Raw genomic sequence first — 26,793 nt, forward strand, 5'->3', positions numbered from 1 at the left:
CTGCCTGGGACGGACAACGTGGACCTGACACTTTCGACGCGCGAGGTCGGCGGGCGCACCGTCGTTGCCGTGGGTGGAGAGATCGACGTCTACACCGCACCAAAGCTGCGCGACACCATCACCGAGCTCGTCGCGGCCGGCACCTACAACCTGGTCATCGACATGGAGCAGGTCGAATTCCTCGACTCGACCGGCCTGGGCGTCCTGGTCGGCGGCCTGAAGAAGGTCCGCGCCCACGACGGATCGCTCGAGCTGATCTGCAACCAGGACCGGCTGCTCAAGATCTTCCGGATCACCGGCCTCGCGAAGGTGTTCACGATCCACTCCTCCGCCGAGGAAGCCCTGGCCTGATCGCCGGAGCGCGGCACCGTCGCGCTCCCGGTCCACCCGCACTCCAGCGGCCGCCACCCGTGAGGGTCGGCGGCCGTTTGCGTCGTACTCGAAAACTTGTCACGTGACCCCGGTCACACCCTCGGTGTGTTCTGGAACACACCGTGCGTAGACTCCGGCGCGTTCCCCGACGTGGGTCGCCTTGCTGACCCACCTAGAACCCCACCCCCAACGCTTGGAGGAAACGCATGCCCGGGATTCTTCCCGCTGTCGTGGAGGTCGAAGGAGGTGACTTCGTGCTGGTCGCCCTGGTGACCGCCATCTCGCTCGGCTCGCTCGCGATGGCCGCCCTCTTCCGCCAGCAGGTGCTCGCCGCACCCGAGGGCACCGAGAACATGCGCCGCATCGCGCAGGCTGTCCAGGAAGGCGCCAACGCCTACCTCGGTCGCCAGTTCCGGACCCTCGCGATCTTCGCCGCCATCGCCTTCTTCGCCCTGATGGCCCTGCCCGCCGACGACGCGACCGTGCGGATCTTCCGCTCGGTCTTCTTCCTCGTCGGCGCCGGCTTCTCAGGTGCCATCGGTTACCTCGGCATGTCGCTCGCCGTGCGCGCCAACCTGCGCGTCGCTGCGGCCGCCGAGAACGAGGGCCGCGACCCGGCGATGAACATCGGCTTCCGCACCGGTGCCTTCGTCGGCATGGCCACCGTCGGCCTCGGCCTGCTCGGCGCCAGCATCGTCGTGCTCTGGTTCCAGGACGACGCACCCAAGGTCCTCGAGGGCTTCGGCTTCGGCGCCGCGCTGCTCGCCATGTTCATGCGTGTCGGCGGCGGCATCTTCACCAAGGCTGCTGACGTGGGTGCTGACCTGGTCGGCAAGGTCGAGCAGGGCATCCCCGAGGACGACCCGCGCAACGCCGCGACGATCGCCGACAACGTGGGCGACAACGTCGGTGACTGCGCCGGCATGGCCGCCGACCTCTTCGAGTCCTACGCCGTGACCCTGGTCGCGGCGCTGATCCTCGGCTCGCAGGCGTTCGGCGACAAGGGCCTGGTCTTCCCGCTCATCGTTCCCGCGATCGGCGCCCTGTCGGCGATCGGTGGTGTCTTCCTCACCAAGCCGCGTGCCGGCGAGAGCGGCCTGAAGACGATCAACCGTGCCTTCTACCTGTCGGCCGCCGTCGGTGCGGTCGCCAGCACGATCGCCGCGTTCATCTACCTGCCCAGCAAGTGGAGCGAGCTCGGCAGCGGTGTCTCGGCCGAGCTGTCCCCGCCGGTCTTCGCGTCCGGCGCTGTCGTCATCGGCATCGTCCTCGCTGCCGCGATCCTCGCCCTGACCGGCTACTTCACCGGCACCGAGCACAAGCCCGTCAAGGACGTCGCGGCGACCTCGCTCACCGGTCACGCGACCGTGATCCTGTCCGGCCTCTCGGTCGGCCTCGAGTCGGCCGTCTACACCGCCCTCGTCATCGGCGCTGCGGTCTTCGGCGCAGCCCTGCTCGCGGGCGGCTCCGGCGGTCTGGCGCTCTTCGCGGTGGCCCTCGCGGGCTGTGGCCTGCTGACCACGGTCGGCGTCATCGTCGCGATGGACACCTTCGGTCCGGTCTCCGACAACGCCCAGGGCATCGCCGAGATGTCGGGCGACGTCAGCGAGGCGGGCGCGCAGATCCTCACCGAGCTCGACGCGGTCGGCAACACGACCAAGGCGATCACCAAGGGCATCGCGATCGCGACCGCCGTCCTCGCCGCGAGCGCGCTGTTCGCGTCCTACACGCAGAGCGCGTTCGAGGAGGGCGGTGCCTTCATCGCCGACGAGTTCCTCGTCTACGACGCCAAGCTCATCGTCGGCGCCCTACTCGGCGCCAGCGTGGTGTTCCTCTTCTCGGGCCTCGCGATCAACGCGGTGGGCCGAGCGGCCGGCGCGGTCGTCTACGAGGTGCGTCGCCAGTTCCGGGAGATCCCCGGGATCATGGAGGGCACCGGTCGTCCGGAATACGGCAAGGTCGTCGACATCGTGACCCGCGACTCGCTCCGCGAGCTCGCTACGCCGGGCATCCTCGCGATCCTCGCCCCGATCGCCGTCGGCTTCGGCCTCGGTGTCGGTCCGCTGGCCGGCTTCCTCGTCGGCGCCATCGCCTCCGGCACCCTGATGGCCGTCTTCCTGGCCAACGCCGGTGGCGCGTGGGACAACGCGAAGAAGCTCGTCGAGGACGGTCACCACGGTGGCAAGGGCTCGGAGGCCCACGCCGCCACGGTCACCGGTGACACCGTCGGTGACCCGTTCAAGGACACCGCCGGCCCCGCGATCAACCCGCTGCTCAAGGTGATGAACCTGGTGTCGCTGCTGATCGTCGGCGCCATCGTCAACCTGTCCTACGGCGAGGACGAGAACGACGTGGTCCGGATCCTCATCGCCCTGGCTGCGGCCACGGGCATCGCGGTTGCCGTCTACATCTCCAAGCAGCGCGAGTCGCAGCTCGGGGACGACGTCGACACCCCCGCGGCGGTCGAGACGGTCTAACCGTCCCGCCCCGCACAGCATCCCGGCCCGGTCTCCGCAAGGAGGCCGGGCCGGTGCGATTCCCGGGATACCATCGCGGCTGAGGGGCGCCGCTCGGATGAGGCGCGGGAACTGATCGGGAGACGGTGGAGTGATGAAGGCACGCATGGGGATCGTCCGGGGGCTGTCCCTCGGGGCCGCAGCAGCGATGGTGGCGGCAGGACTCGGGGTGGTGGAGACGCCCGCCGCTCACGCCGTCGATCCCGCTTTCCCGGCGCCGGACAGCGCCTCCTGGATCCAGGTCAAGAAGGGTGGCGCAGCGGTCACCGACGAGGAGGGCGAGCTCGACGACACCCTGAGCCGTCTGGACATGACCTCGGCCGGTGGAGCGAGCGGTCCCGGCGCGACGGTGAGCGCCGACCTCCACCACGCCTACTTCCGCTTCCACCTGGCGTCGCTGCCTGCCGACGCCGCGACCGGTGGCTACGTGGTGCAGTTCGACACCAACAACGACCTCAAGGGCTGGGAGCGCGCGCTGCGCTACGACCCGTCCGCCGGCGTCGTCACGGTCTTCAACGGTGACGACAGCGCGGTCAACGCCCAGAGCGACGTCGTCTCGACGATCGCCATCGCGGTCAACAGCCACACCAGCTACGCAGACCCGGCCGGTGGCGCCTTCCTCGCCTTCGCGATCACCCGCGCGGCGCTGACCAACGCGGGCATCAACCTGGGTGCCCCGATGGTCTTCGGTGCGACCAGCGAGACCGTGGCCGACATCGGCGCCGGCCTCAACGGCAAGGGCGCCCTGCTGTCCAAGCCCAAGGCCGACATCCTCGGCGTCGGCAAGTCCAACCCCAACTGGTCGAGCGTCGCGTCCGACCCGCTCGCCATCGACAGCGACGGCGACGGCATCGCCGACAACCTCGACAACTGCCCCGTCGTCCTCAACGCCGACCAGGCCGACGACGACGCCGCGGTCGACAACAGCCTGCCCAGCGGCACCGTCGGCCAGCCTGACGGCACCGAGGGCCACGGCAACGTGTGCGACGCGACCCCGCGCGGCTACGACCTCGACGGCGACGACGTGGGCTTGATGGACGACCAGTGCCCCGAGCAGTACGGCGCGCTCGCCAACGGCTGTGTCGCCCAGTCGACCACCACCGCGATCCTGCGCTACAAGGCGGCCACCAAGACGTTCAGCGGCCTCATCGGCGCCGACTACGACCAGTGCCTGCCGAAGCGCCGGGTCGCGGTCTACCGCCTGGTCAAGGGTCCCGACACCCAGCTCGGCGTGGTGAAGACCGACGACCTGGGCAAGTTCAAGCTGGTGGTCACCAAGCGGCAGCCCGCGGGCAAGTACTACGCCTCGGTCGACCCCAAGTGGACCCTCGGCGCGCGCTGCTTCGGCGTGAAGTCGCCGAAGATCCAGGTCGGCTGACGGGTGTCACCGTCGCCCGAGGGCCTCGCGGATCCGCTCCGCGAGGCGCTGCTGGCTGCCGACTTCACCTACGACGCGGTCGCCGAGCAGCTCGGGCCTGACGCCCACGCGGCGCTGTCGCGCAACGAGACGACCCCGGCCGTCGGGCGTACGACGGACGGCAGCCCGCTCTCCACGCTGGTCCGCCTCTTCCTGCTGCAGCGCAGCGTGCCGCTCGTCGAGGCGGAGCGCGCGTTGCCCGGGCTGGTAGACCGGCTCGCGGCCGAAGGCCTGCTCGCGCAGTCGGTGGGCGAGGTCGCGGCCCGTCTGGACTGCCGTCCCTACGGCACCGACGACGGTTCGGACCTGTGGGTGGTCAGCGACCTCACGCCCGGCCTCGACGGGGCACCCCAGCGGGTGACCGCTGACTACGTCCTCGGCATCAGCCCGGCGTCGACCTCACTCGCGCAGCTGACCCTGCGCCACGACGTCGGCACGGCCCTCGACCTCGGCACCGGGTGCGGGGTCCAGGCCCTGCACCTGGCCGCCCACAGCGACCGGGTCGTCGCGACCGACGTCAACCAACGGGCGCTGGCCCTCACCCGCTTCAACGCCGCCCTCAACGAGGTGGCCGACCGCGTCGACGTACGGGACGGGTCGTTCTTCGCGCCCGTTGCCGGCGAGCGCTTCGACCTGATCGCCACCAACCCGCCGTTCGTGATCTCGCCGGCCACCGGCGAGCGCCTCGTCTACCGCGACTCGGGGCTGCCCGGCGACCAGGTGGTCGAGCACGTCGTCCGCACGGCTCCCGACCACCTGACCGACGGGGGTTGGTGCCAGGTGCTGGGCAACTGGGCGATCCTCGCCGACCAACCGTGGGACGAGCGGCTGGCCGGCTGGCTCCCCGACGACTGCGACGCGCTGGTCGTGCAGCGCGAGGTGCTCGACCCGGCCTCCTATGTCGAGCTCTGGCTCAAGGACTCCGGCCATCACCCGTCGACCGGCACCGGCACGGTGGCCGACTACGCCCGCCGCTACGACACCTGGCTGTCCTGGCTGCGCGAGCAGGGGGTCGCCGGCATCGGCTTCGGCTGGATCAACCTGCACCGGACCGGGCGATCGGCCCGTGAGCTCGTCGAGTGGCCCTACGACGTCGAGCAACCGATCGCTCCGGCCGTCGGCGAGTGGGGCGCTGCCGCAGGTGCGGTCGTCGGACCCGAGTCGACGCTGGTGCTGCGGTCCGACGTACGTCAGGAGACGCTCGGCCCGGTCGGCGCCGAGGACCCGGCGACGATCCTGCTGCGCCAGCAGCGCGGCCTGCGCCGCGCGCGTCAGGCCGACACCGTCCTGGCGGCGGTCGTCGGCGCGTGCGACGGCGACCTGCGCATCGGAGCGATCCTCGACGCCGTCGCGCAGCTGCTCGAGCTCGACCCGGCGACGACACAGGCGCAGTACCTCCCCGAGCTGACCGCCATGGTCCGCGAGGGCTATCTCGACCTTGTTTGAGGGTGGCCTGAATGGGTTTTGAGCGCGACCTGACGGCGGTCTGGGGCAGACTGAGCGCGTGACCCAAGCCGGCTGGTACCCCGATCCCGCTGGGCAGCCCCAGACCTATCGCTACTGGGACGGCGCCACCTGGAGCGAGGAGACGACGGGCGATCCCTACGCGCCTGCGCCGGTCTCCCCCCACCAGGCGCCCCCACCGCCTGCGGTGTCGCCCGATGCCACCGTGCTCGCCCCCAGCGGTCCGGCTGCGAGCTACGGCACGGTCCCGCCCGCGGCTCCGCAGGCCCAGCCCCAGGCCCAGCCCTTCAACGCGTACGGCGGCGGCTTCCCGCCCTCGCCCGCGACCTCGAGCGCCGGGTCGGCGCGGCTGGCGATCCTGGTCGCCGCTGCGGTGGTCGCGCTGCTCCTCGTCGGGATCGGCGGCTTCCTCGGGATCCGCTCCCTCGGCGATGACGACGACTCGTCGGCGACGGACCGCACCAGCGAGCGGGCGACCCCCGAGACGACGGTGCCCACCTCGCCGACCGACCCCGGCACCACGACGACCGAGCCGACCGTGCCGACCGGCCCGGTGATCAGCGGCGGCGGACTCACGATCCCGGTGCCCGAGGGCTACGAGGCAGACACGCGATACGCCGCCCCGTTCACCTTCGCCGACGCCTTCTCTCCCGCCGCCAAGGTGATCGAGCAGAATGACAAGACCGGCTGGGTCTCGATCTACGGGGTCGGGACCTTGGTCAAGTCCGAGGGCTACACCGACCCGGCCCAGGCCGCCGAGGCCGTGATGGCGGCGATGGCGGCCTCGTCCGACCTCTACGAGGGCTTCACCGGCCGCACGGACCTCAGCGAGGGTGCGCTCACGATCGACGGCCACGACGCCTACCAGGTGTCGGCCGAGCTTCGGGTCGACAACCCGGACCTGACGGTCGAGGGCGACGTCGCCCAGGTCATCGTCGTCGACACCGGCGACCACGAGAACCTCGGCCTCTACCTCTGTGTCGTGCCCCTCGGCGACGACGCCCTGATCGCCCAGCAGGCAGCCGTCGCGAGCCAGATCCAGGTCGGCTGAGTCGTCCGTCCAGGCCCGCGGAGGACGAAGGACTGGACAGCACGCGCTACCGTCATGGGCCGTAAGCCCCGTCTGAGCAGCGAAGTAGGTCACGAGTGGCACACAAGTTGGTGATCGTCGAGTCACCGGCCAAGGCCCGCACGATCGGTGGGTACCTCGGCGACGGCTTCGTCGTCGAGTCCTCGATCGGTCACATCCGCGACCTCCCGAACAACGCAGCCGACACCCCGGCCAAGATCAAGGACAAGCCCTGGGGCCGGCTCGCGATCGACGTCGAGAACGACTTCACCCCTTACTACGTGGTGCCGCGGGACAAGAAGTCCCACATCTCCAAGCTCAAGGGCCTGCTGAAGGACGCCGACGAGCTCTACCTCGCCACGGATGAGGACCGCGAGGGAGAGGCCATCGCCTGGCACCTCCTCGACGAGCTCAAGCCGAAGAACATCCCCGTGAAGCGGATGGTCTTCCACGAGATCACCAAGGCCGCGATCCAGGAGGCGGCCGCCAACCCGCGCGAGCTCGACATGGACCTCGTCGAGGCCCAGGAGACGCGCCGCATCCTCGACCGTCTCTACGGCTACGAGGTCTCCCCGGTCCTGTGGCGCAAGGTCATGTCCGGCCTGTCCGCGGGCCGCGTGCAGTCGGTCGCGACCCGGTTGGTCGTCGACCGGGAGAAGGAGCGCATGGCGTTCCGGATCGCGTCCTACTGGGACCTCGAGGGCACCTTCGACGCCGGCTCGAAGCACGAGCAGCGGATGTTCCCGGCCAAGCTCTACTCGATCGACGGCGCCCGCGTCGCGTCCGGCAGCAACTTCGGGCCCGACGGGCAACTGAAGGCGAAGGCCGACGTCGTCCACATCGACCGCACGCGGGCCGAGGCCCTCGTGACGGCGCTGGCCGATTCGTCGTACGACGTCCGGTCGGTCGAGGCCAAGCCCTACCGCCGCTCGCCCTACGCGCCCTTCCGCACGACCACCCTCCAGCAGGAGGCCAGCCGCAAGCTCGGGATGAGCGCCAGCGTCACCATGTCGGTGGCCCAGCGCCTCTACGAGAACGGCTACATCACCTACATGCGTACCGACAGCACGACGCTGTCGGGCAGCGCGATCAGTGCGGCGCGCTCGCAGGTGAGCGAGTTGTACGGCGCCGAGTACCTCCCCGACGCCCCGCGCACCTACGCCAGCAAGGTCAAGAACGCCCAGGAGGCGCACGAGGCGATCCGGCCCGCCGGTGAGTCGTTCCGCACTCCTGCGCAAACCGGCCTCACCGGTGACCAGTTCCGGCTCTACGAGCTGATCTGGATGCGCACCGTCGCCTCGCAGATGAAGGACGCCGTCGGTCAGAGCGTCTCGGTCCGCATCGGCGGCGCGTCCTCCACGGGCGAGGACGTCGTCTTCTCCGCGTCCGGCCGCGTCATCACCTTCCACGGGTTCCTCAAGGCCTACGTCGAGGGCACCGACGAGGGCGGCGCGAAGGACGACCAGGAGACCCGGCTGCCGGCGCTCGTCGAGGGCGACCCGGTGTCGGCCGCGTCCATCAGCGCCAACGGCCACGAGACCAAGCCGCCGGCCCGCTTCACCGAGGCCACGCTGATCAAGGAGCTCGAGGACCGCCAGATCGGCCGGCCGTCGACGTACGCCTCGATCATCGGCACCATCCTCAACCGCGGCTACGTCTACAAGAAGGGCACCGCCCTGGTGCCGGCGTGGATCGCGTTCTCGGTCGTGCGGCTGCTCGAGGAGCACTTCACGCGGCTCATCGACTACGACTTCACCGCGCTGATGGAGACCGTCCTCGACGACATCGCCAACGGCCAGAAGGACAAGGTCGCCGAGCTCAACGAGTTCTACTACGGCTCCGAGAAGCTCGCGGGCGTCAAGCCGCTGGTCGACGGCCTCGGCGACATCGACGCCAAGGAGCTCGCGACCTTCCCGGTGGGCGACCCCGAGGAGGGCATCGCCCTGCGGGTCGGCAAGTACGGCCCCTACCTCGAGGGCCCCGGCGACGACGGCGCTCCGGCCGGCAAGCGGGCCAACGTGCCCGACGACCTGCCGCCCGACGAGCTCACGATCGAGAAGGCCAAGGAGCTGCTGGCCAACCCGGCCGGCGAGGAGATCGAGCTCGGCAACCACCCCGAGACCGGCCTGCGCGTCGTCGCGAAGAACGGCCGCTTCGGTCCCTACGTCACCGAGGACCTCGCCGAGGACGCGCCGAAGTCCGCCAAGGCGCGCACCGGCTCGCTCTTCAAGTCGATGTCCCTCGACACCATCACGCTGGTCGACGCGGTCAAGTTGCTCTCGCTGCCGCGCGTGGTCGGCGCCGATGCCGAGGGCGAGGAGATCACCGCCCAGAACGGTCGCTACGGGCCCTACCTGAAGAAGGGCACCGACTCCCGCTCGCTCACCACCGAGGACCAGCTCTTCACCATCACCCTCGACGAGGCCCTGGCGATCTACGCGCAGCCCAAGCAGCGCGGTCGCGCCGCGGCCGCGCCGCCGCTCAAGGAGCTCGGCAACGACCCGGTGTCCGGGCAGCCGATCGTCGTGAAGGCCGGCCGGTTCGGCGAATACGTCACCGACGGTGAATACAACGCCACCCTGCGCAAGGACGACTCCGTCGAGGCGATCAACCTCGAGCGGGCGGCCGAGCTGCTCGCGGAGCGGCGTGCGAAGGGCCCGGCCAAGAAGGCGGCGAAGAAGACCGCCAAGAAGACCGCCGCGAAGAAGACGACGAAGAAGGCCGCGGCCAAGAAGACGACCGCGAAGAAGACTGCGGCCAAGAAGAGCTGACCCGTGCAGCTCACGCGGGTCGACGACCGGGTGCACGTCGTCACGGGCACCAACGTCAACTGGGCGCTGGTCACCGAGGGCGATGCGGTCACGGTCGTCGATGCCGGCTACCCGGGCGACGCGAAGGCGCTGCTGGCCTCGCTGGACGCGATCGGGCGGCGCCCGGAAGATGTCGAGGCCGTCGTACTCACCCATGCGCACCTCGACCACATGGGCGGCATCCCCGCGCTCCGCGCCCGGCACCGTGCCAGCCAGGTACCGGTCTTCACGGGCGAGGAGGAGGCGCGCCACGCCCGGCGGGAGTACCTCGAGCAGATCACCCCGCTCCAGATGCTCCAGCAGTGCCGCCACCACGCTGGCCGACGCTGGGTGCGCCAGACCCTGGGTGCGGTGCTGCCAAAGGTGTCGATGTCGCTGACCGAGGTGACCGGGGTGGCTGCCGACGTACCCCTCGACATCCCCGGCGGCCTCGTGCCGGTCGCGACCCCGGGCCACACGACCGGCCACACGGCCTGGCTGCTGCCGGTCTCCGGCGTGCTCTTCACCGGCGACGCGCTCGTCACGGCGCACCCGCTGTCGCGGCTGGGCACCCGACCTCAGCTGCTGCCGGGCGTCTTCAACGAGGACGAGGCCACGATGCGGGCGAGCCTGGAGGCGGTCGCGCACCTCGCCGCCGACACGATCGTGCCCGGGCACGGTCCGCACCAGCGCGGGTCGCTCGCCGCGATCGTCGCCGAGGCGGTGTCGTCGGCGGGCTGACCTGCCGCGGGCGGACCGGCGCACCACGCGTCGGCACCTCCCCGTAGGTTCTCCCCATGACCTCGCCGGGCCGCTACACCGACACCGGGGTCTTCGTCTGCTTCGAGGGCGGCGAGGGCTCGGGCAAGTCGACACAGTCGCGTCTGCTGAGCGACGCGCTGACGGCTGACGGCTACGGCGTGCGCCTCACTTTCGAGCCGGGCGACACCGTCGTCGGCCAGGAGATGCGCCGCATCGTGCTGAGCCCGGAGACCGGTGAGCTCGACGACCGCACCGAGGCGTTGCTCTACGCCGCCGACAAGGCCGAGCACGTCGCGACCGTCGTGCTGCCTGCTCTCGAGCGGGGCGAGGTGGTCATCACCGACCGCTACGTCGACTCGACGCTGGCCTACCAGGGCGCGGGCCGGGCCCTCGATCCCGCCGAGCTCGAGTCCGTCGCGCGGTGGGCCACCGGCGACCTGCGGCCGCACCTGACCGTCGTACTCGACCTTGAGCCGGAGGCCGGGCTCGGGCGCTTCGACGAGCGCGACCGCATCGAGGGGGAGTCGCTGGAGTTCCACCAGCGCGTGCGTGCCGCCTTCCTCGACCTCGCCGCGGCCAACCCCGACCACTACGTCGTCCTCGACGCGCGCGGCACCGTCGACGACATCGCCGCAGCGATCCGCGAGCGGCTCGCTCCGCTGCTGGCGCAGGCTGTCCGGGAGCCGTCGTGACCGTCTGGCAGAGCCTCGTCGGGCAGCGCACCGTGATCGAGCAGCTGCAGATCGCGGTCGGTGGCCAGGGCATGAACCACGCCTGGCTCTTCACCGGGCCGCCGGGGTCGGGTCGTTCCAACACCGCGATCGCCTTCGCCGCGGCGCTCCAGTGCGAGCAGGGCGGGCTGGGTCCCGACTGTCCCAGCGGCTGCCACGACTGCCGTACGGCAATTGCGGGCAGCCACGCCGACGTCGACCTCGTGCGCACCGAGAAGCTCACGATCGGCGTCAAGGAGGTGCGCGAGCTCGTCCGGCGCGCCTCGCTGACCCCGATGGGCAAGCGCTGGCAGATCCTCATCATCGAGGACGCCGACCGGCTCACCGAGCAGGCGTGCAACGCGCTCCTCAAGGCGATCGAAGAGCCCAACCCGCGCACCGTGTGGATGCTGTGCGCGCCGACCGTCGAGGACGTGCTCCCGACGATCCGGTCGCGCTGCCGCCTGGTCTCCCTCAGCACGCCGACCGCCGCCGACGTCGCACGCTTCCTGACCGCACTCGGCTGCGACGAGCAGCGCGCCGTCTACGCCGCCCGCGCCAGCCAAGGTCACATCGGCCGGGCCAAGGCGCTGGCCTTCGACGACGCGGTGCGCGCGCGCCGCCACGACGTCGTCACCATCCCCGCGCGCCTCACGTCGCTCGGTGCCTGCCTGACGGCGGCCACCCGCCTGGGCGAGGTCGCCAAGGAGGAGGCCGACGCGATCACGGCCGAGCTCGACGCGCGCGAGAAGGTCGACCTCGACTCGGCCTACGGCGTCGTCGAGCGGGGCCGGCGGCCGAAGGAGTATGCACCGGCGCTGCGCGACCTCGAGGCCGCGCAGAAGACGCGTGCCAAGCGGCGCCAGCTCGACGTCGTCGATCGCGGCCTGACCGACCTCGTCTCGGTCTACCGCGACGCCATCGCGATCGCCACCGGTGCGCCCAGCGACCTCGTCAACGAGGACATCCGTCCCGACGTCGAGCGGATCGTGGGTGCCTCGACGCCCGAGCTCAACCTGCGCCGGATCGGGTGGATCTTCACGGCACGTGAGCAGATGTTGGAGTTCAACGTGCCCGTGCCGCTTGCGCTGGAGTCGATGATGGTTGCACTGCGCGTGCCTGACGCTCGGTAGGTTGGCTGGCCGGTGCCGAGGAGAGAGAAGCAACTGTGAAGAAGTGGATCGTGGCGATCATCGTCGTCTGGTCGCTCGTGATCGTCTCGGGCATCGCGGTAGCGGTCGTCCTGGTCACCGGCGGTGACGACGACAACGACGCCCAGCGTGACCCGAGTCCCTCTCCGACGACGCCGGGCGAGTCCTCGACGTCCCCGACGACCCCGGCGGGCCCGGTGCCCGCAGGGCTCGAGTCCTTCTACTCCCAGCAGGTCGCGTGGGAGCAGTGCGGGTCCGACAAGTGCGGCACGCTGACCGTGCCGCTCGACTATGCCGAACCGACCGGCGAGACCATCGAGATCGCACTGGAGATGGCGCCGGCGACCGGCGAGCGGATCGGTTCGCTCGTGGTCAACCCGGGCGGACCGGGCGCTCCCGGCACCGACACCGCCAAGGACGCCGACTACTACTTCGCCCCCGAGCTCCGTGTCGCCTACGACATCGTCGGCTTCGACCCGCGCGGCACCGGTGACTCCAGCCCGATCGACTGCCTCCCTGACGACCAGCTCGACGAATACCTGGCCGGCGACCCCGACCCCGACACCAAGGCCGAGGTCGCCGACTTCAACGCCGACAGCGCCGACTACTGGAGCGGGTGTGCGGAGAGGTCCGGCGACCTGGCCGCTCACGTCAGCACCATCGAAGCGGCGCGCGACATGGACGTGCTGCGCGCGGCCCTCGGTGAGTCCCAGCTGGCCTACCTCGGCTTCTCCTACGGCACCCGGCTCGGGGCGACCTACGCCTCGCTCTTCCCGGCCAACGTCGGCCGGTTGGTCCTCGACGGAGCCGTCGACCCGAGCCTGCCCACGCTCGAGGGCTCGCTCAGCCAGGCCAAGGGCTTCGAGACCGCGCTGCGGTCCTACCTGCAGAATTGCGTCGACCTGGGTGACTGCTTCCTCGGCGACTCGGTCGATGCCGGCCTGAAGACCGTCAAGGACCTGCTCGCCGACATCGACGCGCAGCCGATCCCGACCGACGACCCCGACCGCGACCTGACGGTCGGCCGGGCCTTCTACGGCGTCGTCGCACCGCTCTACTCCAAGGACAACTGGACCTACCTCGACCAGGGGCTGGAGCAGGCCCTCGACGGCGACGGCAGCACCCTGCTGTTCCTGTCGGACTTCTACACCTCGCGCAACGAGGACGGCACCTACGCCGACAACAGCGTCGAGGCCATCGGCGTCATCAACTGCCTCGATGACCCGTGGTCGATCACATCCGCCCAGGTGAAGTCGCACTACAAGGAGTTCGAGAAGGCCTCGCCGACCTTCGGCGACGTCTTCGCGTGGGGCCTGGTCTCCTGCAACGGCGACCCGTTCACCTCGACCGAGCCCGACATCCCGATCACCGGCGCCGGCGCCGCCCCGATCGTCGTCATCGGCACCACCCGCGACCCCGCGACCCCCTATGCGGAAGCCGTGGCCATGGCCGACCAGCTCGAGTCCGGTGTCCTTCTCAGCCGCGACGGCGACGGCCACACGGCCTACAACAAGGGCAACGCCTGCATCGACGACGCCGTCCACGCCTACCTCATCGACGGGACGGTCCCCGCCGACGGCACCGAGTGCTGACGGGCGCTACCGCTGGTTGAGGTGCGAGCGAAGCGAGCCGCTGCCGCTGGTTGAGGTGCGAGCGCAGCGAGCCTCGAAACCAAGGCCCCGCCAGTTTCGTACGGCCCCACGCCCGCCGGTATGCTGCCGCAGGCACCACGCCGCCTTAGCTCAGTCGGTAGAGCGATTCACTCGTAATGACTAGGTCGTCGGTTCGATTCCGACAGGCGGCTCCAGCCAGGAAGGGCCCGGATCATTGATCCGGGCCCTTCGCCATTTCGCCGGTCACGACGCCTGGGCGCGCCGACCTCGTGTTCGGGCTTGTTCGGGTTCGACGCCAACGCCCGTCGTGACGGGCACGGTTCGGTCAGGGCGATCACCCGCCCGTCCGTTGGCGCGCCTCCGCGCCGGTCATGACAGGAGCTTCCATGTCCAACAAGCTTGTCGCGCTCGTCGTCGCGTTCCTCCTGGGAGCCACCGTGCTGACCGGATCTGCGGCGGGCGCTGAGTCGACGCGCTACAAGATCAAGGACCTGGAAGCTGATCTCAACATCCGCAAGGGCAGCGCCGATCCGTCGTTCCGCGACGAGCCGGTGGTCTACGGGTGGACGATGCCGACCGAGTATCAGGACAAGACGGGCAACTACAGCGGCTACTCCGCCGAGCTCGAGCAGGCGGGCGACACGGCGTGGGTCGTGTTCGCGCTGGGGCAGCGATGCCGCTCGGGCAAGGTGTGGTTCTACAACCGCTTCAACGGCGTGGTGACCGTCCGGGTCACCGTCGACGGGAAGCAGCGCGCCCAGCGCGTCATCGGTCAGGGCAGCGAGGTCGCGGTCGCCGTCACGAAGCTATCGGACAAGAAGAAGCTCCGCCTGAGCGCGACGTACGCCGACGCCACGGACGACTACACGACCACGGCCTACATCGCGGGCTACCTGTCTTGCCGATCGAGGTGATCCACCCTCACGGTCGCCGTCAATGACGACGGCTGGCTAGGATCCTCCACGGTTCTCGGCACCGCAGATCGGGGGATGCATGCGGGAAGAGGTCTCGACCTCCTCGCCTGTCGGCGCGCTGGATCAGCTGGCGCTCGATCTGGTGGATCTGCGCGCCGCAGCGGGCAACCCGTCGTACGCCGAGATCGTGCTGCGGATCGACCGGCAACGCCGCGAGCGCGGAGTGCCGGCCGACGAAGCACGACCGGGCCGGACGACGGTCTACGACGCGTTCCGCGCGGGGCGCCGTCGGGTGGATGTCGACCTGGTCGTCGAGATCGTGCGAGCGCTCGGCGCCGACGAGGGCGACGTGGCTGCGTGGGCCGAACGGTGCCGCGCATCAGCGGCACCGCCTCCTCCGGGTCCGGCAGAGGTGGCACCGCCTCCTGGCCCCGTCGTGGCGCGCGTCGGCACACCGGCACGTCTCGCCACACTCCTGGTCTGCTCGCTCGCGCTCAACCTGGTCGGTCGGATCCTGGTCAACGTCCTCGACCTCCCGCTCCACCTGGACATGACCGGCACCGCGATCACCGCAGTGGTCGCCGGCCCGTGGTGGGGTGCGCTCGTCGGTGTCGCGACCAACGGCGTCGGCGCGTTCGTCAGTGGGCCGGCCTCGTTGCCGTTCGCCCTGGTCAACGTGGCCGGCGCGCTCGTGTGGGGCTACGGCGTGCGCCGCTACCGCATGGCCGATTCTGTGGCGCGGTTCTTCGCACTCAACCTCGCGGTCGCGACTGCGTGCTCACTGGTCGCCGTACCGATCATCTGGGTCATGTTCGGCGGTGAGGTCGGGTTCGGTCAGGACGCCGTCACCGAGAAGGTGCTGTCGTTCACGCACGTGATGGTGGTGGCGGTCTTCGTCTCCAACCTGCTCATCTCCGTCCTCGACAAGATGATCTCCGGTTTCATCGCGCTGGCCGTCCTCGATCAGTCGAGATCCAGGACTCCCGCCGCGCGCTGAAGCGGCGTACCGTCGAAAGCACTGGGGGCGACGAAGGGAGACCGACGTGAGCGACACCCAGTACGTGTTGTGGTTCATCGGCATGGCTTTCGTGATCGCATCGCTGCTCTCGTTCGGAGTGCTAACGATGTCGGGGTCACTGCACCGGCGTGAGGATCACGCGACGATCCATGCGCACCCGCGCCATGCGGAGCACCACCACTGGTACGACCGCTTCCACCACGCAGCCTGAGTCCGCCCCGGCCGCGTCGCAGACGCGGGCCATAAGTCCTGTCGGCCCGTGTCCTTCGTGCCTGCCCGCCTGATCGCGAGGCGCCTAGCGTCGACAGCGAGCTAGGGAAAGGAGCGCGAGATGAGCGCTGATCTGTACGTCGTGTGGTTCGCCGGGATGGCCGTCATGATCTTGCTGATCCTCGGCACGGGCACGCTGGTGATGTCGGGGACGATCGGTCGGAAGCGTCGCTCCTCGACCCGTGCCGTGATCGCTCGCCGGCTCGTCGCCCACGAGGGCGGTCGCCACCAGGAGCCCGATCCCGTCGACCACGCCGCCTGAGGCAAGCCTGGAGGGCACTCAGTGCCCGGGTCGTCCCCGGATCGCGACCGGCTTGCCGGCGTACGCCGCCATGTCGTCGCGGACCTCGTCGGTCAGCGGCCAGGACCGGCCCGCGACGTTGTCCCACAGCACCATCGTGGTCTCGGCGACGATCGCCGGGGCGTGGTCGGGGGCGACGCGCAGCTCTGAGGCGACGCTGAACGACGAGCCGCCGATGTGGCTGACCCACATCCGCACGAGGAAGGGCTGGAAGGCCACGAACCGCATCTCGGCGTGGTAGTCGACGCGTTGCGCGCCGACCAACTCACTGACCTCGAGAGGTACGGCGCGCAGCAGGCCGGGACGGTCACCAGCAAGGGGCGCCGGCGCGTGACGCAGGAAGAGGAGCCGAGCCTCGTCGAGCACGCGGATCGCCTCGACGTTGTCGACATGCCCGCCGAGGTTGACGTCGCGCAACCGCGCCTGGATCTCGCACTCGAACACGTCGCCCATGCGGGCATCCTCGCAGGCGCGGTTGTGGGGGAGACTCCTGACGTGGCACGAGCAGCATCCGAGACCTCCGAACCCCGCGAGATCGCGGCGACGCTGGATCTTGCGCTGCGGATCGGCGAGCTCCTGCTCTCGTCCGGTGCCGGCGCGAGTGACGTCAGCGCGGCGATGGGCAACGTCGCTCGCGCGTGCGGGATCCGCGGCTGTACGGCGGACGTCACCTTCACCCGGCTCACGATGAGCCAGCAGTCGTCGGCGGAGCAGCCGGCCCTGATCCAGTTCCGGGACGTGCGCTACCGCGACCTCGACTACGGCCACCTGACCGCCGTCGACCACCTGCTGGCCGACCTGGCATCGGGCGAGCTCGACCGTGAGGGAGCCGCCGCCCGGCTCAACCGGATCACGTCGACCGGCCACTCCCGCCCGCGTTGGTCGGTAAGCCTCTCGCTCGGTGTCATGGGGGTGGGGATCGGGCTCGTCCTCGGCGGCGACTGGTTGGTGATCCTGATCGCCGCGCTGGCGGCCGTGATGGTCGAGCAGTTGCAGCGTCAGATGGGGCGGCGCAGGCTGCCCGCGTTCTACCAACAGGTGGCGGGCGGACTCCTCGCCACCCTGCTCACCGTGGCGGTCGCCGCGACACCGGCGGACGCCTCACCGAGCCTGATCATCTCCTCCAGCATCGTGCTCCTGCTCGCCGGCGTGAACTTCCTCGGTGCGGTCCAGGACGCGCTCACCGGCTTCCCCGTCACGGCCGGTGCGCGGATCCTCGAGGCGTTCCTGGCGACAGCCGGGATCGTCGCCGGGGTGAGCGGGGGACTGGAGGTCGCGAAGCTCTTCGGCGTCGATCTCGGCGCCGTCGACCCGGGCGCCTACTCGGTCGCCGACCCGTTGACGATGGTCGTCGGCGGCGCGATCGCGTCCGCCGCTTTCGCCGGCGCCTGCTACGCCCCGTTGCGGTCGCTCGCACCGATCGGACTGGTGGCGGCGCTGGCGATCGGTGCCTACGCCATCGCCATCGACCGGGGCATCGGCATCGCGTGGTCCTCCGCCCTCGCCGCTCTTCTGCTCGGCCTGCTGAGCTATCCGACCGCGGTCCGCGCGCGGATCCCGGCGCTCGTGGTGGTCGCCGCCGGCATCGCACCGCTCCTGCCCGGGTTGTCGATCTACCGCGGGCTCACCCTCCTGGCGACCGAAGCCGCCGACGGGCTTCTCGCCATGGTCACGGCCGCGGCGATCGCGATCGCCCTGAGCTCCGGCGCGATCCTCGGCGAATACCTCGCCCAGCCGATCAGGCGCGAGGCCCGTCGCCTCGAGGGGCGGCTGGCCGGTCCGCGACTCGTGGGGATGCACCGGGTCCGGCTCGCGCGCCGGCGTCGGTCGACAAAGGTGGATACGTCAACCAACCGACTAGACTGAGCGTGTGAACGACGCCCCGTGGCTCGACGAGGAGCAGCAGGAGGCCTGGCGCGCCTGGCTGGACGTCAACGCGCGCCTCTTTGCGCGGATGAGCCGAGAGCTGCAGGCCGCGAGCGGTCTGTCGCTGCAGGACTACGACGTCCTCGTCGCGCTGACGGACACCCCCGACGCCAGCGTGCGGATGCGGGACCTCGGGCTGAACCTCCAGTGGGAGAAGAGCCGGTTGTCCAAGCACCTGGCGCGGATGATCGCGCGCGGCCTGGTCGCCCGGCGCGACTGCGCGGATGACCGCCGGGGCGCGTTCGTCGAGATCACCGAGGAGGGCCTGGCAGCGATCCGCGGGGCCGCGCCGGACCATGCCGCGCTCGTGCGCGAGGTGTTCTTCGACGGACTCGACCGCGACCAGGTCCGGGCGCTGACCGCGATCTGCGGCACCGTCCTCGAACGGCTCGACGAAGCGGACTAACCCAGCAGGTCGCGCACCGCGAGCGAGGCGAAGGCCATCGCGGCACCGAGCGGAGCGCCGGGGCCGGGGTACTTGGAGCCGAACACGGATGCGACCGAGTTGCTCGAGGCGTAGAGGCCCGGGATCGGCTCGCGCGTCCCGGCGTCGAGGACCCGGCCGGCCGCGTCCGTGACGAGCCCGCCCTTGGTCCCGAGGTCGGACAGCACGAACCGGGCTGCGAAGAACGGGCCCTGGTCGACCGGCGTCAGGGCCTTGTTGGGGCCGGTGCCGCCGGCGAAGAAGGTGTCGTACTCGTCCTCGCCGCGTCCGAAGTCCTCGTCGACGCCCGCCGCCGCGAACCCGTTGAACCGTTCGACGGTCGCCGAGAGCACCGCCGGGTCGACGTCGATGGCGGCGGCCAGGTCGGCGATGGTGTCGGCCTGGACCCAGGTGCCCGCCGCCAGGTGGTCGGCCGGGTCGCCTTCGGGCATCGCGATCGCGGGCAGTCGGCCGCCCTCGCGGGAGTCGAAGACGAACCACGACGGGATCCGCTCGGGAGCCTCGGCCATGATCCGGCCGAACCGGTCGTAGGGGAGGCACTCGTTGCCGTAGCGCTTCCCGGTCTGGTCGACCATCACGCCGCTGCGGAAGCCGAGCGTGAAAGTACCGCTCCCGTCGGGGTGCGCGAGGCCGGGGCAGAACCAGCCCTCGCCGGAGTAGTCCGTGAGCGCGCCGGCCTTCTCGCAGGCCGCGACGATGTCGCCGGTGTTGGTGCCCTTCGGCGCCATCGTCCACGCGGCGTCGCCAGGGGTGCCGTGCAGCGCGCGGAGCTCCGGGCTCCCCTCGTAGCCGCCGGCCGCCACGAGCACGCCGCGGGTAGCGGTGATCTCGGCGGGGCCCGCAGGGGTGTCGACGACGACGCCAGTGACGCGCCCGGCGTCATCACGTCGTACGTCGACCACGTGGTGCTCGGTCGCGATCGTGCCGCCGTCGCGGACGACCATGGCCGCCAGCCGGGCGATCAGCGCCTGGCCGCCGGAGAGGGTCGATCGTCCAGCCGCACCGACCCGGTCGCGCTCGACCGGCGGCCGCAGCAGCGCCATGACGGCAGGGTCGAGCTGGTCGCGCTTGATCGATGCGGGCTGGATCGAGCGGCCCATCGGGACGCGGCCTGGGGCGTCGTAGTACTCCGAGAACGGGATCCACTCGAAGTCCATCAGCTCGTCGGCCTCGAGCGCGGTGACGAGCTCGGGCGCGTGGGTGAGGAAGGCCTCGACCTTCGCGGTGTCGGGGTCCTCGAGCACTGCGCCGAGGTAGGACCGAGCCCCCTCGGTCGAGTCGGGCAGGCCGGCGCGCTGCTGCACCTCGCTGCCGGGCAACCAGCACGCACCGCCGGAGTACGCCGACGTGCCCCCGATCAACGCCGTGCGCTCGAGCACGGCGACCGACAGCCCCGCCCTCACGGCGAGGGCGGCGGCGGTCATGGCGCCGCCTCCGGAGCCGACGACGACCAGGTCGTAGGTGGACTGCAGCGGGCCGGGCACAGTGGTCACGGCCCGACTGTAACGTGTTCTAGTTCTGCCCCGGGAGGGTCAGTCGTCGGTGCAGTCGATCGGCGGGTCGGGGATGTCGTGCGTCCAGTTGTAGGTGCTGTGCGCGCGGACGGTCTGCCAACGGGCTGCGTACTGCTTGAACAGCGGCAGGCTCTTCACATTGAGCGTGACCTCGTCGCCGCGGGTCAACGAGCCGGTGGCCCAGTTGGCCGTCCCGGTCCAGACGCCGGCGTACTTCCGGTCGCGGCCGTAGGTGCCCTTGATCGCGATGTTCTTCATGTGGGTGCGGGTGTTGACGCAGCCGTCGATGTCGCTGCTGTCCCACCGGCTGTCCCAGATCTCGAAGTTGCCCGACCGCGCAGCCCGCATCCGTCGCAGCAGGCCGCTGTCAGCGGCGCCGAAGATGACGTGGACCTTGCAGCCGTTGCGCGCGAGGGTGTGGATCCGGTCCCAGATGTAATTGCCGCGGTGGCCGTTCCACCAGAACTGCTGGATGTAGATCTGGGTCGGTCCGAAGTCGCTGGAGCACTTCACCTTGCGCAGGTCGACCATGAGCGGGTCACGCTTCTTGCCGACGCCGACCATCGGGAAGAAGCGGGTCGTGTAGGGGCCGTCCTTGAGCTCGACGAGCTGGCGCCCGGCGTGCTTCTGGGCCGTCATCAAGCGGTGCATCTTGTCGACGAACTGGAAGGTCTTGGGCCGGTTCTTCATCGAGATGAGGTCGTTCCAGCCCGAGTTGATGCCGCCCGAGTTGAGGTTGGTGGAGGCGAACATCACGACGTTGTTGGCCGTGCCGAGGCTCGAGAACGCGTAGATCTTGGCGTGCATGTTGGCTTCTTCGCCGCCGCGACAGCTGCCCGAGCACTGCAGGACGTAGCTGCCGTCGCGACCCCACGTCACCTCGCGGCCGAGGGGCTCGTGGATGCTCTGGCGCATCTCGGTCCCTCGCATCAAGGGGATGCCGTGACGGTCCGCCTTCGTGCGGAGGCCGCCGTTCTCGGCAGGGAGCGCACGGTTGCAGCGCCCGGCCCGCGGGTCGTTGTCGGCGACGCCGTTGTGGTCGGAGTCGCGCACGTTGTCGGCGTTGAGCGTGGTGACGATCCGGCGCAGCGGCTTGGAGACCACCGCGCGGTCGATGATCACCCGCACCGCGACACCACGGCGGCAGGCGCCGATGATCGCGTCGGCGCTCTTCTTCCGGTCGAAGAGGTAGGCAGCGATGATCAGCTGCGGGTGCGGGTCGCGCTTGGTCGGTCGGATCTTGCGGATCGCCGCCTCGACCTTCGCCACGATGTGCACGCGCTCACCGGCGGTGCCCCACGGGATGGGCGTGTTGAAGGTGGCCCCGCCCTCAGGCTCGTAGGCGCCGGCATGGGTGGCCGGAAGGAACGCCAACGGCAGCAGCATCGCCAGGAGCACGACGACTCGACGCATTGAACAAACTCCCCACGATTCGGATCGTGGGGGCGCATACCGCCACCCACGGGCACAGTGATCGTAACCGCCGATCCTCAACGTCCTGTCGCGGTTATCGAATTCGGTTCCCCGATCCTGTGACGGGTCGCACAACGCTCACCCGGATTGGTCAGGTGGTCTGACCAGTACGATGCCGCCATGACTCAGCTCCCCGCCCTGCGCCTGCTCGGCCTGGTCCTGCTCGGGGCCGTGATCTCCCCGCTCGGCGACCACATCCACGTCGCGACCGGCACGACGGCGTACGACGAGATGTGGCTGCGCATCGGCGACAGCCCCCTCTGGTTCCCGCTCTTCGTGGGCATCAGCACGGCCGCGCTCGCCGAGACCCGGGTGCGCCTGGGCGGCGTGCGAGCAGCGGTGTCGACCCGCTGGGCCGTGGGCGGCGTCGCCGCGGTGATGGCGATGTATGCCGCCACCGGACTGCTTCGCGGGCAGCCCACCGCGCTCGGGGTCACCCTCATCGCGGGGCTGGCCATCGTCGTCTGGAGCGTGATCGGTGACGGCCGCGGCGCCGTGTGCGGCGTCGTCGCCGCCGTCACGGGTACGGCGACCGAGGCGATCCTGTCCGAGGCCGGCGTCTTCCACTACGCCTCCGACAGCGACGGTCTCCTGGGTGTCGCCCCGTGGCTCCCGTTCCTCTACTTCACCTTCGGCGTCGTGGCTGCGGTCCTCGGCGAGGTGTCACGGTCTCGTAACGATCAGCCGGTGTCCTCTGGCGGTTGAGCGACGCCGGGGGTCAACTGCCGCTTGGCAGTCTCGGGAGCTCGCCGCAATCCGGTGCCGAGACGCCTGGGCGCAGATCGCGCTCGTCATCCCCATCCTGGAGGCACTGTGCAAGGGAAGGCATGGGCGGCCCTATCGGCCGCTTCGTTGGTTGGTGCGTTGTTGGGCCAGCCGTTGACCGCGACGGAGGCCGGCGCGCAGCCGCCCTCTCACACCGACACGCGTCGGGACACCGTGGCGACACCGACGGACAACCTGGTCCCGAAGTGGCGCACGAAGTACGACGTGCTGCGTGAAGCGGCGCTCGAGAAGCAGCTGCGCGGCGACGTGCCGCTCGGTCGGGAGGTCGTGAAGCTCGGCAAGAGCCGGTTCTCGAAGGTCGCCCAGACCGGCACGGACCGGATCTTCGTCGTGCTCGCCGAGTTCGGCAACAAGCGGCACTCGGCGTTCTGTGACAGCACGGACCCCGAGGACTGCGCGTTCCCCTCCGACGGCACGCCGACCCGTTACGACGGCCCGCGGCACAACCAGATCCCGGAGCCGGACCGCACGGTCGACAACAGCACCAACTGGCGCGACAACTACAACCGGCCCTACTTCGAGGACCTCTACTTCAACCGGATGGCGAAGTTCTACGAGGACCAGTCCTCCGGCGCCTACTCCGTCGACGGTGACGTCACCGAGTGGGTCAAGGTGCCGTTCAACGAGGCTCGCTACGGCCGCGACTACTGCGGCAGCATCGTGTGCCAGAGCTCGGAGTTCCTCATCCGCGATTCGCTGGCCTACTGGGTGCAGAAGCAGCTCGACAGCGGCCAGACGATGGCCCAGGTCCAGGACTACCTGAAGACGTTCGACGTCCAGGACCGCTACGACTACGACGAGGACGGCGACTTCCGCGAGCCCGACGGCTACATCGACCACTTCCAGATCGTCCACGCGGGTGGCGACGAGGCGGACGGTGACCCGATCCAGGCGTCCGACGCCATCTGGAGCCACCGCGGCAACGTCTCGATCCACAAGCTGGGCACGGGTCCGTCGACCGGTCCGCAGAAGGGCGGCGTCGAAGTCGGTGAGGGCGGCACGTCCGACCCCAACGGTGCCAACATCTCGATCCCGAACAACCCGACGGGTCTCTGGGTCAGCGACTACACGATGCAGCCGGAGAACGGCGGCCTGAGCGTCTTCGCCCACGAGTACGGCCACGACCTCGGTCTGCCCGACCTCTACGACACCTCCGGCAACACCGGCGGCGCGAGCAACAGCGTCGGCTTCTGGTCCCTGATGAGCCAGTCGCGCGGTACCGCGAAGGGCGACCCGGGCATCGGCGACCGTCCGATGCCGTTCGGCGCCTGGGAGAAGTTCCAGCTCGGCTGGCTCGACTACAAGGCGATCCACGCCGGGCGCACCGGCACCGTGGAGCTGCGCCCCGGTCAGGCGCTCAGCGACCGCAAGTACAACGGCGCGATCGTCGTACTGCCGGACAAGAAGGTCCAGCTCGACCTCGGCGACCCGTGTGACGTCTGTGGTGACCGCTTCTTCTGGAGCGATCGCGGCGACGACCTCGACACCCGGATGGCCACGGAGGTCGCAGATGGTGGAGCACTCACCGCGAAGGTGAAGTACTCGATCGAGGACGGCTGGGACTACGCGTTCCTGCAGGCGTCCAGCGATGGCGGCGCCACGTGGGAGGACGTCGAGACCGACCAGTCCTACGAGGGCTCCGACGAGAGCGGCTTCAACGCGTCCGGGTTCGGCATCTCCGGGACCACTGACGGCTGGGTCGACCTGACCGCAACGGTGCCCGACGGCACCAACGCGATCCGGTGGCGCTACCTCACGGACGGCGCCTTCGCGCTCAACGGCTTCCAGGTCGACAACATCACCCTGGGCGGCGACACGATTGGCACCGCCGAGACGGCCGACGAGGGCTGGGCGTTCAAGGGCTTCCGTCGTACGACGGGCAGCGACTACGTGTCGTACCTCAACGCCTACTTCGTCGACAACCGCCAGTACGTCGGCCGCGACAAGCTGCTGAAGCACCTGTACAGCTTCATCGGCTACTCGGGGAAGCGGGCCAACAAGGTCGAGTTCTTCGCCAACGAGCCCGGCGCGCTGGTGACCTACTGGGACAAGTCGTACTCCGACAACAACGTGGGCGACCACCCCGGTCACGGCGAGCTGTTGGTCGTCGACGCCCACCCGGAGTTCGACCACTACCCGAGCACGGAGCCGCTCTTGGTGAACCCGTCCAAGCTCGGTTACGACTCGCCGTTCTCGTTGAGGCCCAGCCGCGACGTCAACATCCGCTATCTCGCCCAGCCCTACACGATCGAGGGCCAGGACAGGTCGAGCGTGTTCAACGACCTGAAGAGCTGGTGGTTCATGAACGACGAGCACACCGTCGAGGACGTGCACCCGGGCCACAACCAGCCGGGCTGGTCGAGCGTGGACGTGCCCGACTTCGGGGTGACGATCAAGGTCGTCAGCGTCGCCGACAACGGCGACATGACCATCAAGGTGGGTTCGGCCAACTGATCGGCTGACCTCACCACGCAGAGAGCCCCCGGCCGCTGGCCGGGGGCTCTTCGCGTGTTGTGACCGTCACGAGACGTTGAGGTAGCTCGCGAGGTTCAGCGCGGCCCAGGGCTTCCTGCCCCAAGCGAGGGCACGGCCCCTGGCGGTTGCACGCAGCGCGGTGGAGCGCCCGTAGGCGACCAGGATCATCGCTCGTGGGTCGACCCGCGTGGAGCAGGAGACGCGTCGGGTGGTGCCCGCGGGGGCGACCCGGAGCCCGGCGGTGTCGAAGTGCCACTCGGAGGTGACGACCCCGGGGACGTGGAGGCGGTAGCTCATCGGTACCCGTGCTGCGCGGTCACGATTGACGACCACGGGCGCGAGGGCGAGCGCGGAGCGAAGTCCGTGCCGCGCGGCATCGGAGGTGATCTCCCAACGTTCGTCCAGTGCTCGGGAGAGGTCGAGCCCGTGCAGGAGCAGCTCATTGAGCGCGATGCCGAGCACGGCGGCCACCGGCGTCGGCCCGGCGTGCCACCCCAGGGGAGCGAGCGGGGCTAGGGTCCGGCCCACGTCGACCATGTGCCGGTGGCCGTCGCGGATGTCGGCGGCCGCGCGCTCGAGACCGTGGTCCCCGTAGGCGGTCATGAACTTCTCGTTGGATGCGGTGAGGTCGCGGATGTCGTAGCCGATCTCGTCGGCCCCGTCGAAGTACTGCACGTATCCCGCCGCTGCTGCGCCGAGATGAATCGTCAGCTGCCGGACGGTCCAGTCCAAGCCCGGCACCGGGTCGTCCTCCCGGCCGGCGGCGCGCAGGACGAGATCGGCGACGCGGTCGGCGTAGCGAGCGGTCTCCTCGAGGACGCCGTCGAGGTCCCAGTCGATCCAGGCGTGCTGAGTGGCCTCGGTGGTGTTCGACACGGTTGCCCCCTTCGGTACGGCTGCGGAACCAGTATCTAATGTCCGGCCCCGGAGTATCCATGAAACTCCGGGATCGGAGTATTGTCAACGGTATGAGCTCTCCGCGTCTCAGTACGACGGCCGTGGCCGTACTCGGCCTCCTCGGCATCCGGTCGATGACCGGCTACGAGATCACCCAGAGCGCCCAGCGCACGTATCGCTGGCTGTGGCCTCGCGAAGACAGCGTGCTGTACGAACAGCCTCGCCGCCTGCAGGACAAGGGCCTGGTCACCTCTGCCCAGGAGGACGGCCTCCGCCGGCAGCGCACCCGCTACACCATCACGGCCGAGGGTCGAGAAGCCGTCGCGGCATGGCTAGCCACTCCGGCCGACGCGCACTTCGACTGGGAACCCGCCGTACGACTGATCCTTGCCGACCAGGGCCGCCACGATGACCTGTTGGCCACCCTGCGCGCGATCCGCGACTGGGCCTTGGAGGGAATCCGGGACGGTATCCCTGTTGCGGAAGCCATCCTCGACGGCACGTCCCCCTTCCCTGATCGCGCCAGCCTCAGCGGGATGAACGCCGTCTTCGTCTCCGACCTGCTGCTCACGGTCCACCACTGGGCGGAGGCGGCACTCGAGGAGATGCAGCACTGGAGCTCGCCGACCGACGATGCCGGCCGAGATGGCTGGCGAGAGCTGCTGCGCCAGCGGGTCGAGCGCGGTCGAGCCTTGCTGGCCGAGCGCGCTGACCCCGGGGACGACGAACGGCGCTGACATCTCGTCAGCGCCGTCCGGTGGCGGAGGTAGGGGTGTCTGGGTTCACGACATAGGCGACAACTGATACGCGACACATGAGTCGCGACATAGGCGACAGTCACAGGGCATGTCGAAAGCCCGGGTCGCTGTGTTGAAGGTCGTCACCAAGAAACTCTCGGTCACCGACGCGGC

23 protein-coding genes and 1 tRNA gene are annotated in these 26,793 nt (G+C 69.9%); 20 read left to right on the plus strand and 4 right to left on the minus strand.

What is annotated here, in order from left to right; all coding sequences use genetic code 11:
- Nucleotides 1-18: 18 nt before the first annotated feature.
- From F0U44_RS07815 to F0U44_RS07885, 15 genes are all read left to right on the plus strand, one after another.
- Complete coding sequence (locus tag F0U44_RS07815; RefSeq protein ID WP_149727736.1) at nucleotides 19-351, plus strand: STAS domain-containing protein; 333 nt, start codon at nucleotides 19-21, stop codon at nucleotides 349-351.
- Nucleotides 352-578: 227 nt separating this feature from the next.
- Complete coding sequence (locus tag F0U44_RS07820; RefSeq protein ID WP_149727737.1) at nucleotides 579-2,849, plus strand: sodium-translocating pyrophosphatase; 2,271 nt, start codon at nucleotides 579-581, stop codon at nucleotides 2,847-2,849.
- A 133-nt stretch (nucleotides 2,850-2,982) separates the two neighbouring features.
- Nucleotides 2,983-4,266 carry a hypothetical protein gene (locus F0U44_RS07825; protein WP_149727738.1) on the plus strand — a complete coding sequence of 428 codons (1,284 nt, stop codon included), beginning with the start codon at nucleotides 2,983-2,985 and terminating at the stop codon, nucleotides 4,264-4,266.
- Between the two features lie 3 nt (nucleotides 4,267-4,269).
- Nucleotides 4,270-5,751 carry a DUF7059 domain-containing protein gene (locus F0U44_RS07830; protein WP_149727739.1) on the plus strand — a complete coding sequence of 494 codons (1,482 nt, stop codon included), beginning with the start codon at nucleotides 4,270-4,272 and terminating at the stop codon, nucleotides 5,749-5,751.
- 58 nt (nucleotides 5,752-5,809) lie between these two features.
- Complete coding sequence (locus tag F0U44_RS07835) at nucleotides 5,810-6,820, plus strand: DUF2510 domain-containing protein (RefSeq protein WP_149727740.1); 1,011 nt, start codon at nucleotides 5,810-5,812, stop codon at nucleotides 6,818-6,820.
- 95 nt (nucleotides 6,821-6,915) lie between these two features.
- Entirely contained in the window at nucleotides 6,916-9,609 is a 2,694-nt protein-coding gene (topA, locus tag F0U44_RS07840; protein ID WP_149727741.1) for a type I DNA topoisomerase, read from the plus strand.
- 3 nt (nucleotides 9,610-9,612) lie between these two features.
- On the plus strand, nucleotides 9,613-10,368 hold the full coding sequence (locus F0U44_RS07845) for an MBL fold metallo-hydrolase (protein WP_149727742.1): 756 nt from the start codon (nucleotides 9,613-9,615) through the stop codon (nucleotides 10,366-10,368).
- Between the two features lie 56 nt (nucleotides 10,369-10,424).
- The gene (gene tmk, locus F0U44_RS07850; protein ID WP_149727743.1) at nucleotides 10,425-11,081 is read left to right on the plus strand and encodes a dTMP kinase; all 657 of its coding nucleotides are present in this window, start codon (nucleotides 10,425-10,427) and stop codon (nucleotides 11,079-11,081) included.
- The gene (locus tag F0U44_RS07855) at nucleotides 11,078-12,232 is read left to right on the plus strand and encodes a DNA polymerase III subunit delta' (RefSeq protein ID WP_149727744.1); all 1,155 of its coding nucleotides are present in this window, start codon (nucleotides 11,078-11,080) and stop codon (nucleotides 12,230-12,232) included. Before tmk ends, F0U44_RS07855 begins: the two co-directional genes overlap by 4 nt.
- Nucleotides 12,233-12,267: 35 nt before the next feature.
- Nucleotides 12,268-13,842, plus strand: coding sequence for an alpha/beta hydrolase (locus tag F0U44_RS07860; protein WP_149727745.1), 1,575 nt, complete (start codon nucleotides 12,268-12,270; stop codon nucleotides 13,840-13,842).
- A gap of 139 nt (nucleotides 13,843-13,981) precedes the next feature.
- Nucleotides 13,982-14,057, plus strand: a tRNA-Thr gene (locus tag F0U44_RS07865).
- Between the two features lie 192 nt (nucleotides 14,058-14,249).
- Nucleotides 14,250-14,777 carry a hypothetical protein gene (locus F0U44_RS07870; protein WP_149727746.1) on the plus strand — a complete coding sequence of 176 codons (528 nt, stop codon included), beginning with the start codon at nucleotides 14,250-14,252 and terminating at the stop codon, nucleotides 14,775-14,777.
- Between the two features lie 79 nt (nucleotides 14,778-14,856).
- Nucleotides 14,857-15,774 carry a hypothetical protein gene (locus F0U44_RS07875; protein ID WP_149727747.1) on the plus strand — a complete coding sequence of 306 codons (918 nt, stop codon included), beginning with the start codon at nucleotides 14,857-14,859 and terminating at the stop codon, nucleotides 15,772-15,774.
- 46 nt (nucleotides 15,775-15,820) lie between these two features.
- A complete protein-coding gene (locus F0U44_RS07880) occupies nucleotides 15,821-16,006 on the plus strand; it encodes a hypothetical protein (RefSeq protein ID WP_149727748.1) in 186 nt (61 codons plus the stop codon).
- Between the two features lie 120 nt (nucleotides 16,007-16,126).
- Nucleotides 16,127-16,327 (plus strand): hypothetical protein, encoded by a 201-nt coding sequence (locus F0U44_RS07885; protein ID WP_149727749.1) that lies wholly within the window; start codon nucleotides 16,127-16,129, stop codon nucleotides 16,325-16,327.
- A gap of 18 nt (nucleotides 16,328-16,345) precedes the next feature.
- Here the strand turns inward: F0U44_RS07885 and F0U44_RS07890 are convergent, their stop codons facing one another.
- On the minus strand, nucleotides 16,346-16,819 hold the full coding sequence (locus tag F0U44_RS07890; RefSeq protein ID WP_149727750.1) for an acyl-CoA thioesterase: 474 nt from the start codon (nucleotides 16,817-16,819) through the stop codon (nucleotides 16,346-16,348).
- Nucleotides 16,820-16,861: 42 nt separating this feature from the next.
- Here F0U44_RS07890 and F0U44_RS07895 point away from each other — a divergent pair, with 42 nt between their 5' ends.
- Together F0U44_RS07895 and F0U44_RS07900 are read left to right on the plus strand one after the other, a co-directional pair.
- Complete coding sequence (locus tag F0U44_RS07895; RefSeq protein ID WP_246160373.1) at nucleotides 16,862-18,232, plus strand: threonine/serine exporter family protein; 1,371 nt, start codon at nucleotides 16,862-16,864, stop codon at nucleotides 18,230-18,232.
- Nucleotides 18,233-18,236: 4 nt separating this feature from the next.
- Nucleotides 18,237-18,698, plus strand: coding sequence for a MarR family winged helix-turn-helix transcriptional regulator (locus tag F0U44_RS07900; RefSeq protein ID WP_223163613.1), 462 nt, complete (start codon nucleotides 18,237-18,239; stop codon nucleotides 18,696-18,698).
- Here F0U44_RS07900 and F0U44_RS07905 read toward each other — a convergent pair.
- Together F0U44_RS07905 and F0U44_RS07910 are read right to left on the minus strand one after the other, a co-directional pair.
- Nucleotides 18,695-20,230, minus strand: a complete 1,536-nt coding sequence (locus F0U44_RS07905) for an FAD-dependent oxidoreductase (protein WP_246160374.1) — start codon at nucleotides 20,228-20,230, stop codon at nucleotides 18,695-18,697. The two genes, F0U44_RS07900 and F0U44_RS07905, sit on opposite strands and share 4 nt — an antisense overlap.
- A 39-nt stretch (nucleotides 20,231-20,269) precedes the next feature.
- A complete protein-coding gene (locus tag F0U44_RS07910) occupies nucleotides 20,270-21,664 on the minus strand; it encodes a phospholipase D-like domain-containing protein (RefSeq protein ID WP_149727752.1) in 1,395 nt (464 codons plus the stop codon).
- A gap of 180 nt (nucleotides 21,665-21,844) precedes the next feature.
- Here F0U44_RS07910 and F0U44_RS07915 point away from each other — a divergent pair, with 180 nt between their 5' ends.
- Together F0U44_RS07915 and F0U44_RS07920 are read left to right on the plus strand one after the other, a co-directional pair.
- Nucleotides 21,845-22,429 (plus strand): hypothetical protein, encoded by a 585-nt coding sequence (locus F0U44_RS07915; RefSeq protein WP_149727753.1) that lies wholly within the window; start codon nucleotides 21,845-21,847, stop codon nucleotides 22,427-22,429.
- Nucleotides 22,430-22,603: 174 nt separating this feature from the next.
- Nucleotides 22,604-24,964: an immune inhibitor A domain-containing protein gene (locus F0U44_RS07920; protein ID WP_188113385.1), complete on the plus strand. Its 2,361-nt coding sequence runs from the start codon at nucleotides 22,604-22,606 to the stop codon at nucleotides 24,962-24,964.
- 66 nt (nucleotides 24,965-25,030) lie between these two features.
- Here the strand turns inward: F0U44_RS07920 and F0U44_RS07925 are convergent, their stop codons facing one another.
- On the minus strand, nucleotides 25,031-25,861 hold the full coding sequence (locus F0U44_RS07925; protein ID WP_188113386.1) for a maleylpyruvate isomerase N-terminal domain-containing protein: 831 nt from the start codon (nucleotides 25,859-25,861) through the stop codon (nucleotides 25,031-25,033).
- A gap of 92 nt (nucleotides 25,862-25,953) precedes the next feature.
- Here F0U44_RS07925 and F0U44_RS07930 point away from each other — a divergent pair, with 92 nt between their 5' ends.
- Nucleotides 25,954-26,619, plus strand: coding sequence for a PadR family transcriptional regulator (locus F0U44_RS07930; RefSeq protein ID WP_188113387.1), 666 nt, complete (start codon nucleotides 25,954-25,956; stop codon nucleotides 26,617-26,619).
- The last annotated feature ends 174 nt before the right edge of the window (nucleotides 26,620-26,793 follow it).

Origin of the sequence: Nocardioides humilatus (assembly GCF_008373755.1) — a bacterium.
GTDB classification, from domain to species: Bacteria; Actinomycetota; Actinomycetes; order Propionibacteriales; family Nocardioidaceae; genus Nocardioides; species Nocardioides humilatus.

Coding starts and splice junctions, on each gene's coding strand:
- F0U44_RS07820 (WP_149727737.1), top strand. CDS start 579: ATGCCCGGGATTCTTCCCGCTGTCGTGGAGGTCGAAGGAGGTGACTTC.
- F0U44_RS07825 (WP_149727738.1), top strand. CDS start 2,983: ATGAAGGCACGCATGGGGATCGTCCGGGGGCTGTCCCTCGGGGCCGCA.
- tmk (WP_149727743.1), top strand. CDS start 10,425: ATGACCTCGCCGGGCCGCTACACCGACACCGGGGTCTTCGTCTGCTTC.
- F0U44_RS07870 (WP_149727746.1), top strand. CDS start 14,250: ATGTCCAACAAGCTTGTCGCGCTCGTCGTCGCGTTCCTCCTGGGAGCC.
- F0U44_RS07875 (WP_149727747.1), top strand. CDS start 14,857: ATGCGGGAAGAGGTCTCGACCTCCTCGCCTGTCGGCGCGCTGGATCAG.
- F0U44_RS07885 (WP_149727749.1), top strand. CDS start 16,127: ATGAGCGCTGATCTGTACGTCGTGTGGTTCGCCGGGATGGCCGTCATG.
- F0U44_RS07890 (WP_149727750.1), bottom strand. CDS start 16,819: ATGGGCGACGTGTTCGAGTGCGAGATCCAGGCGCGGTTGCGCGACGTC.
- F0U44_RS07910 (WP_149727752.1), bottom strand. CDS start 21,664: ATGCGTCGAGTCGTCGTGCTCCTGGCGATGCTGCTGCCGTTGGCGTTC.
- F0U44_RS07915 (WP_149727753.1), top strand. CDS start 21,845: ATGACTCAGCTCCCCGCCCTGCGCCTGCTCGGCCTGGTCCTGCTCGGG.
- F0U44_RS07930 (WP_188113387.1), top strand. CDS start 25,954: ATGAGCTCTCCGCGTCTCAGTACGACGGCCGTGGCCGTACTCGGCCTC.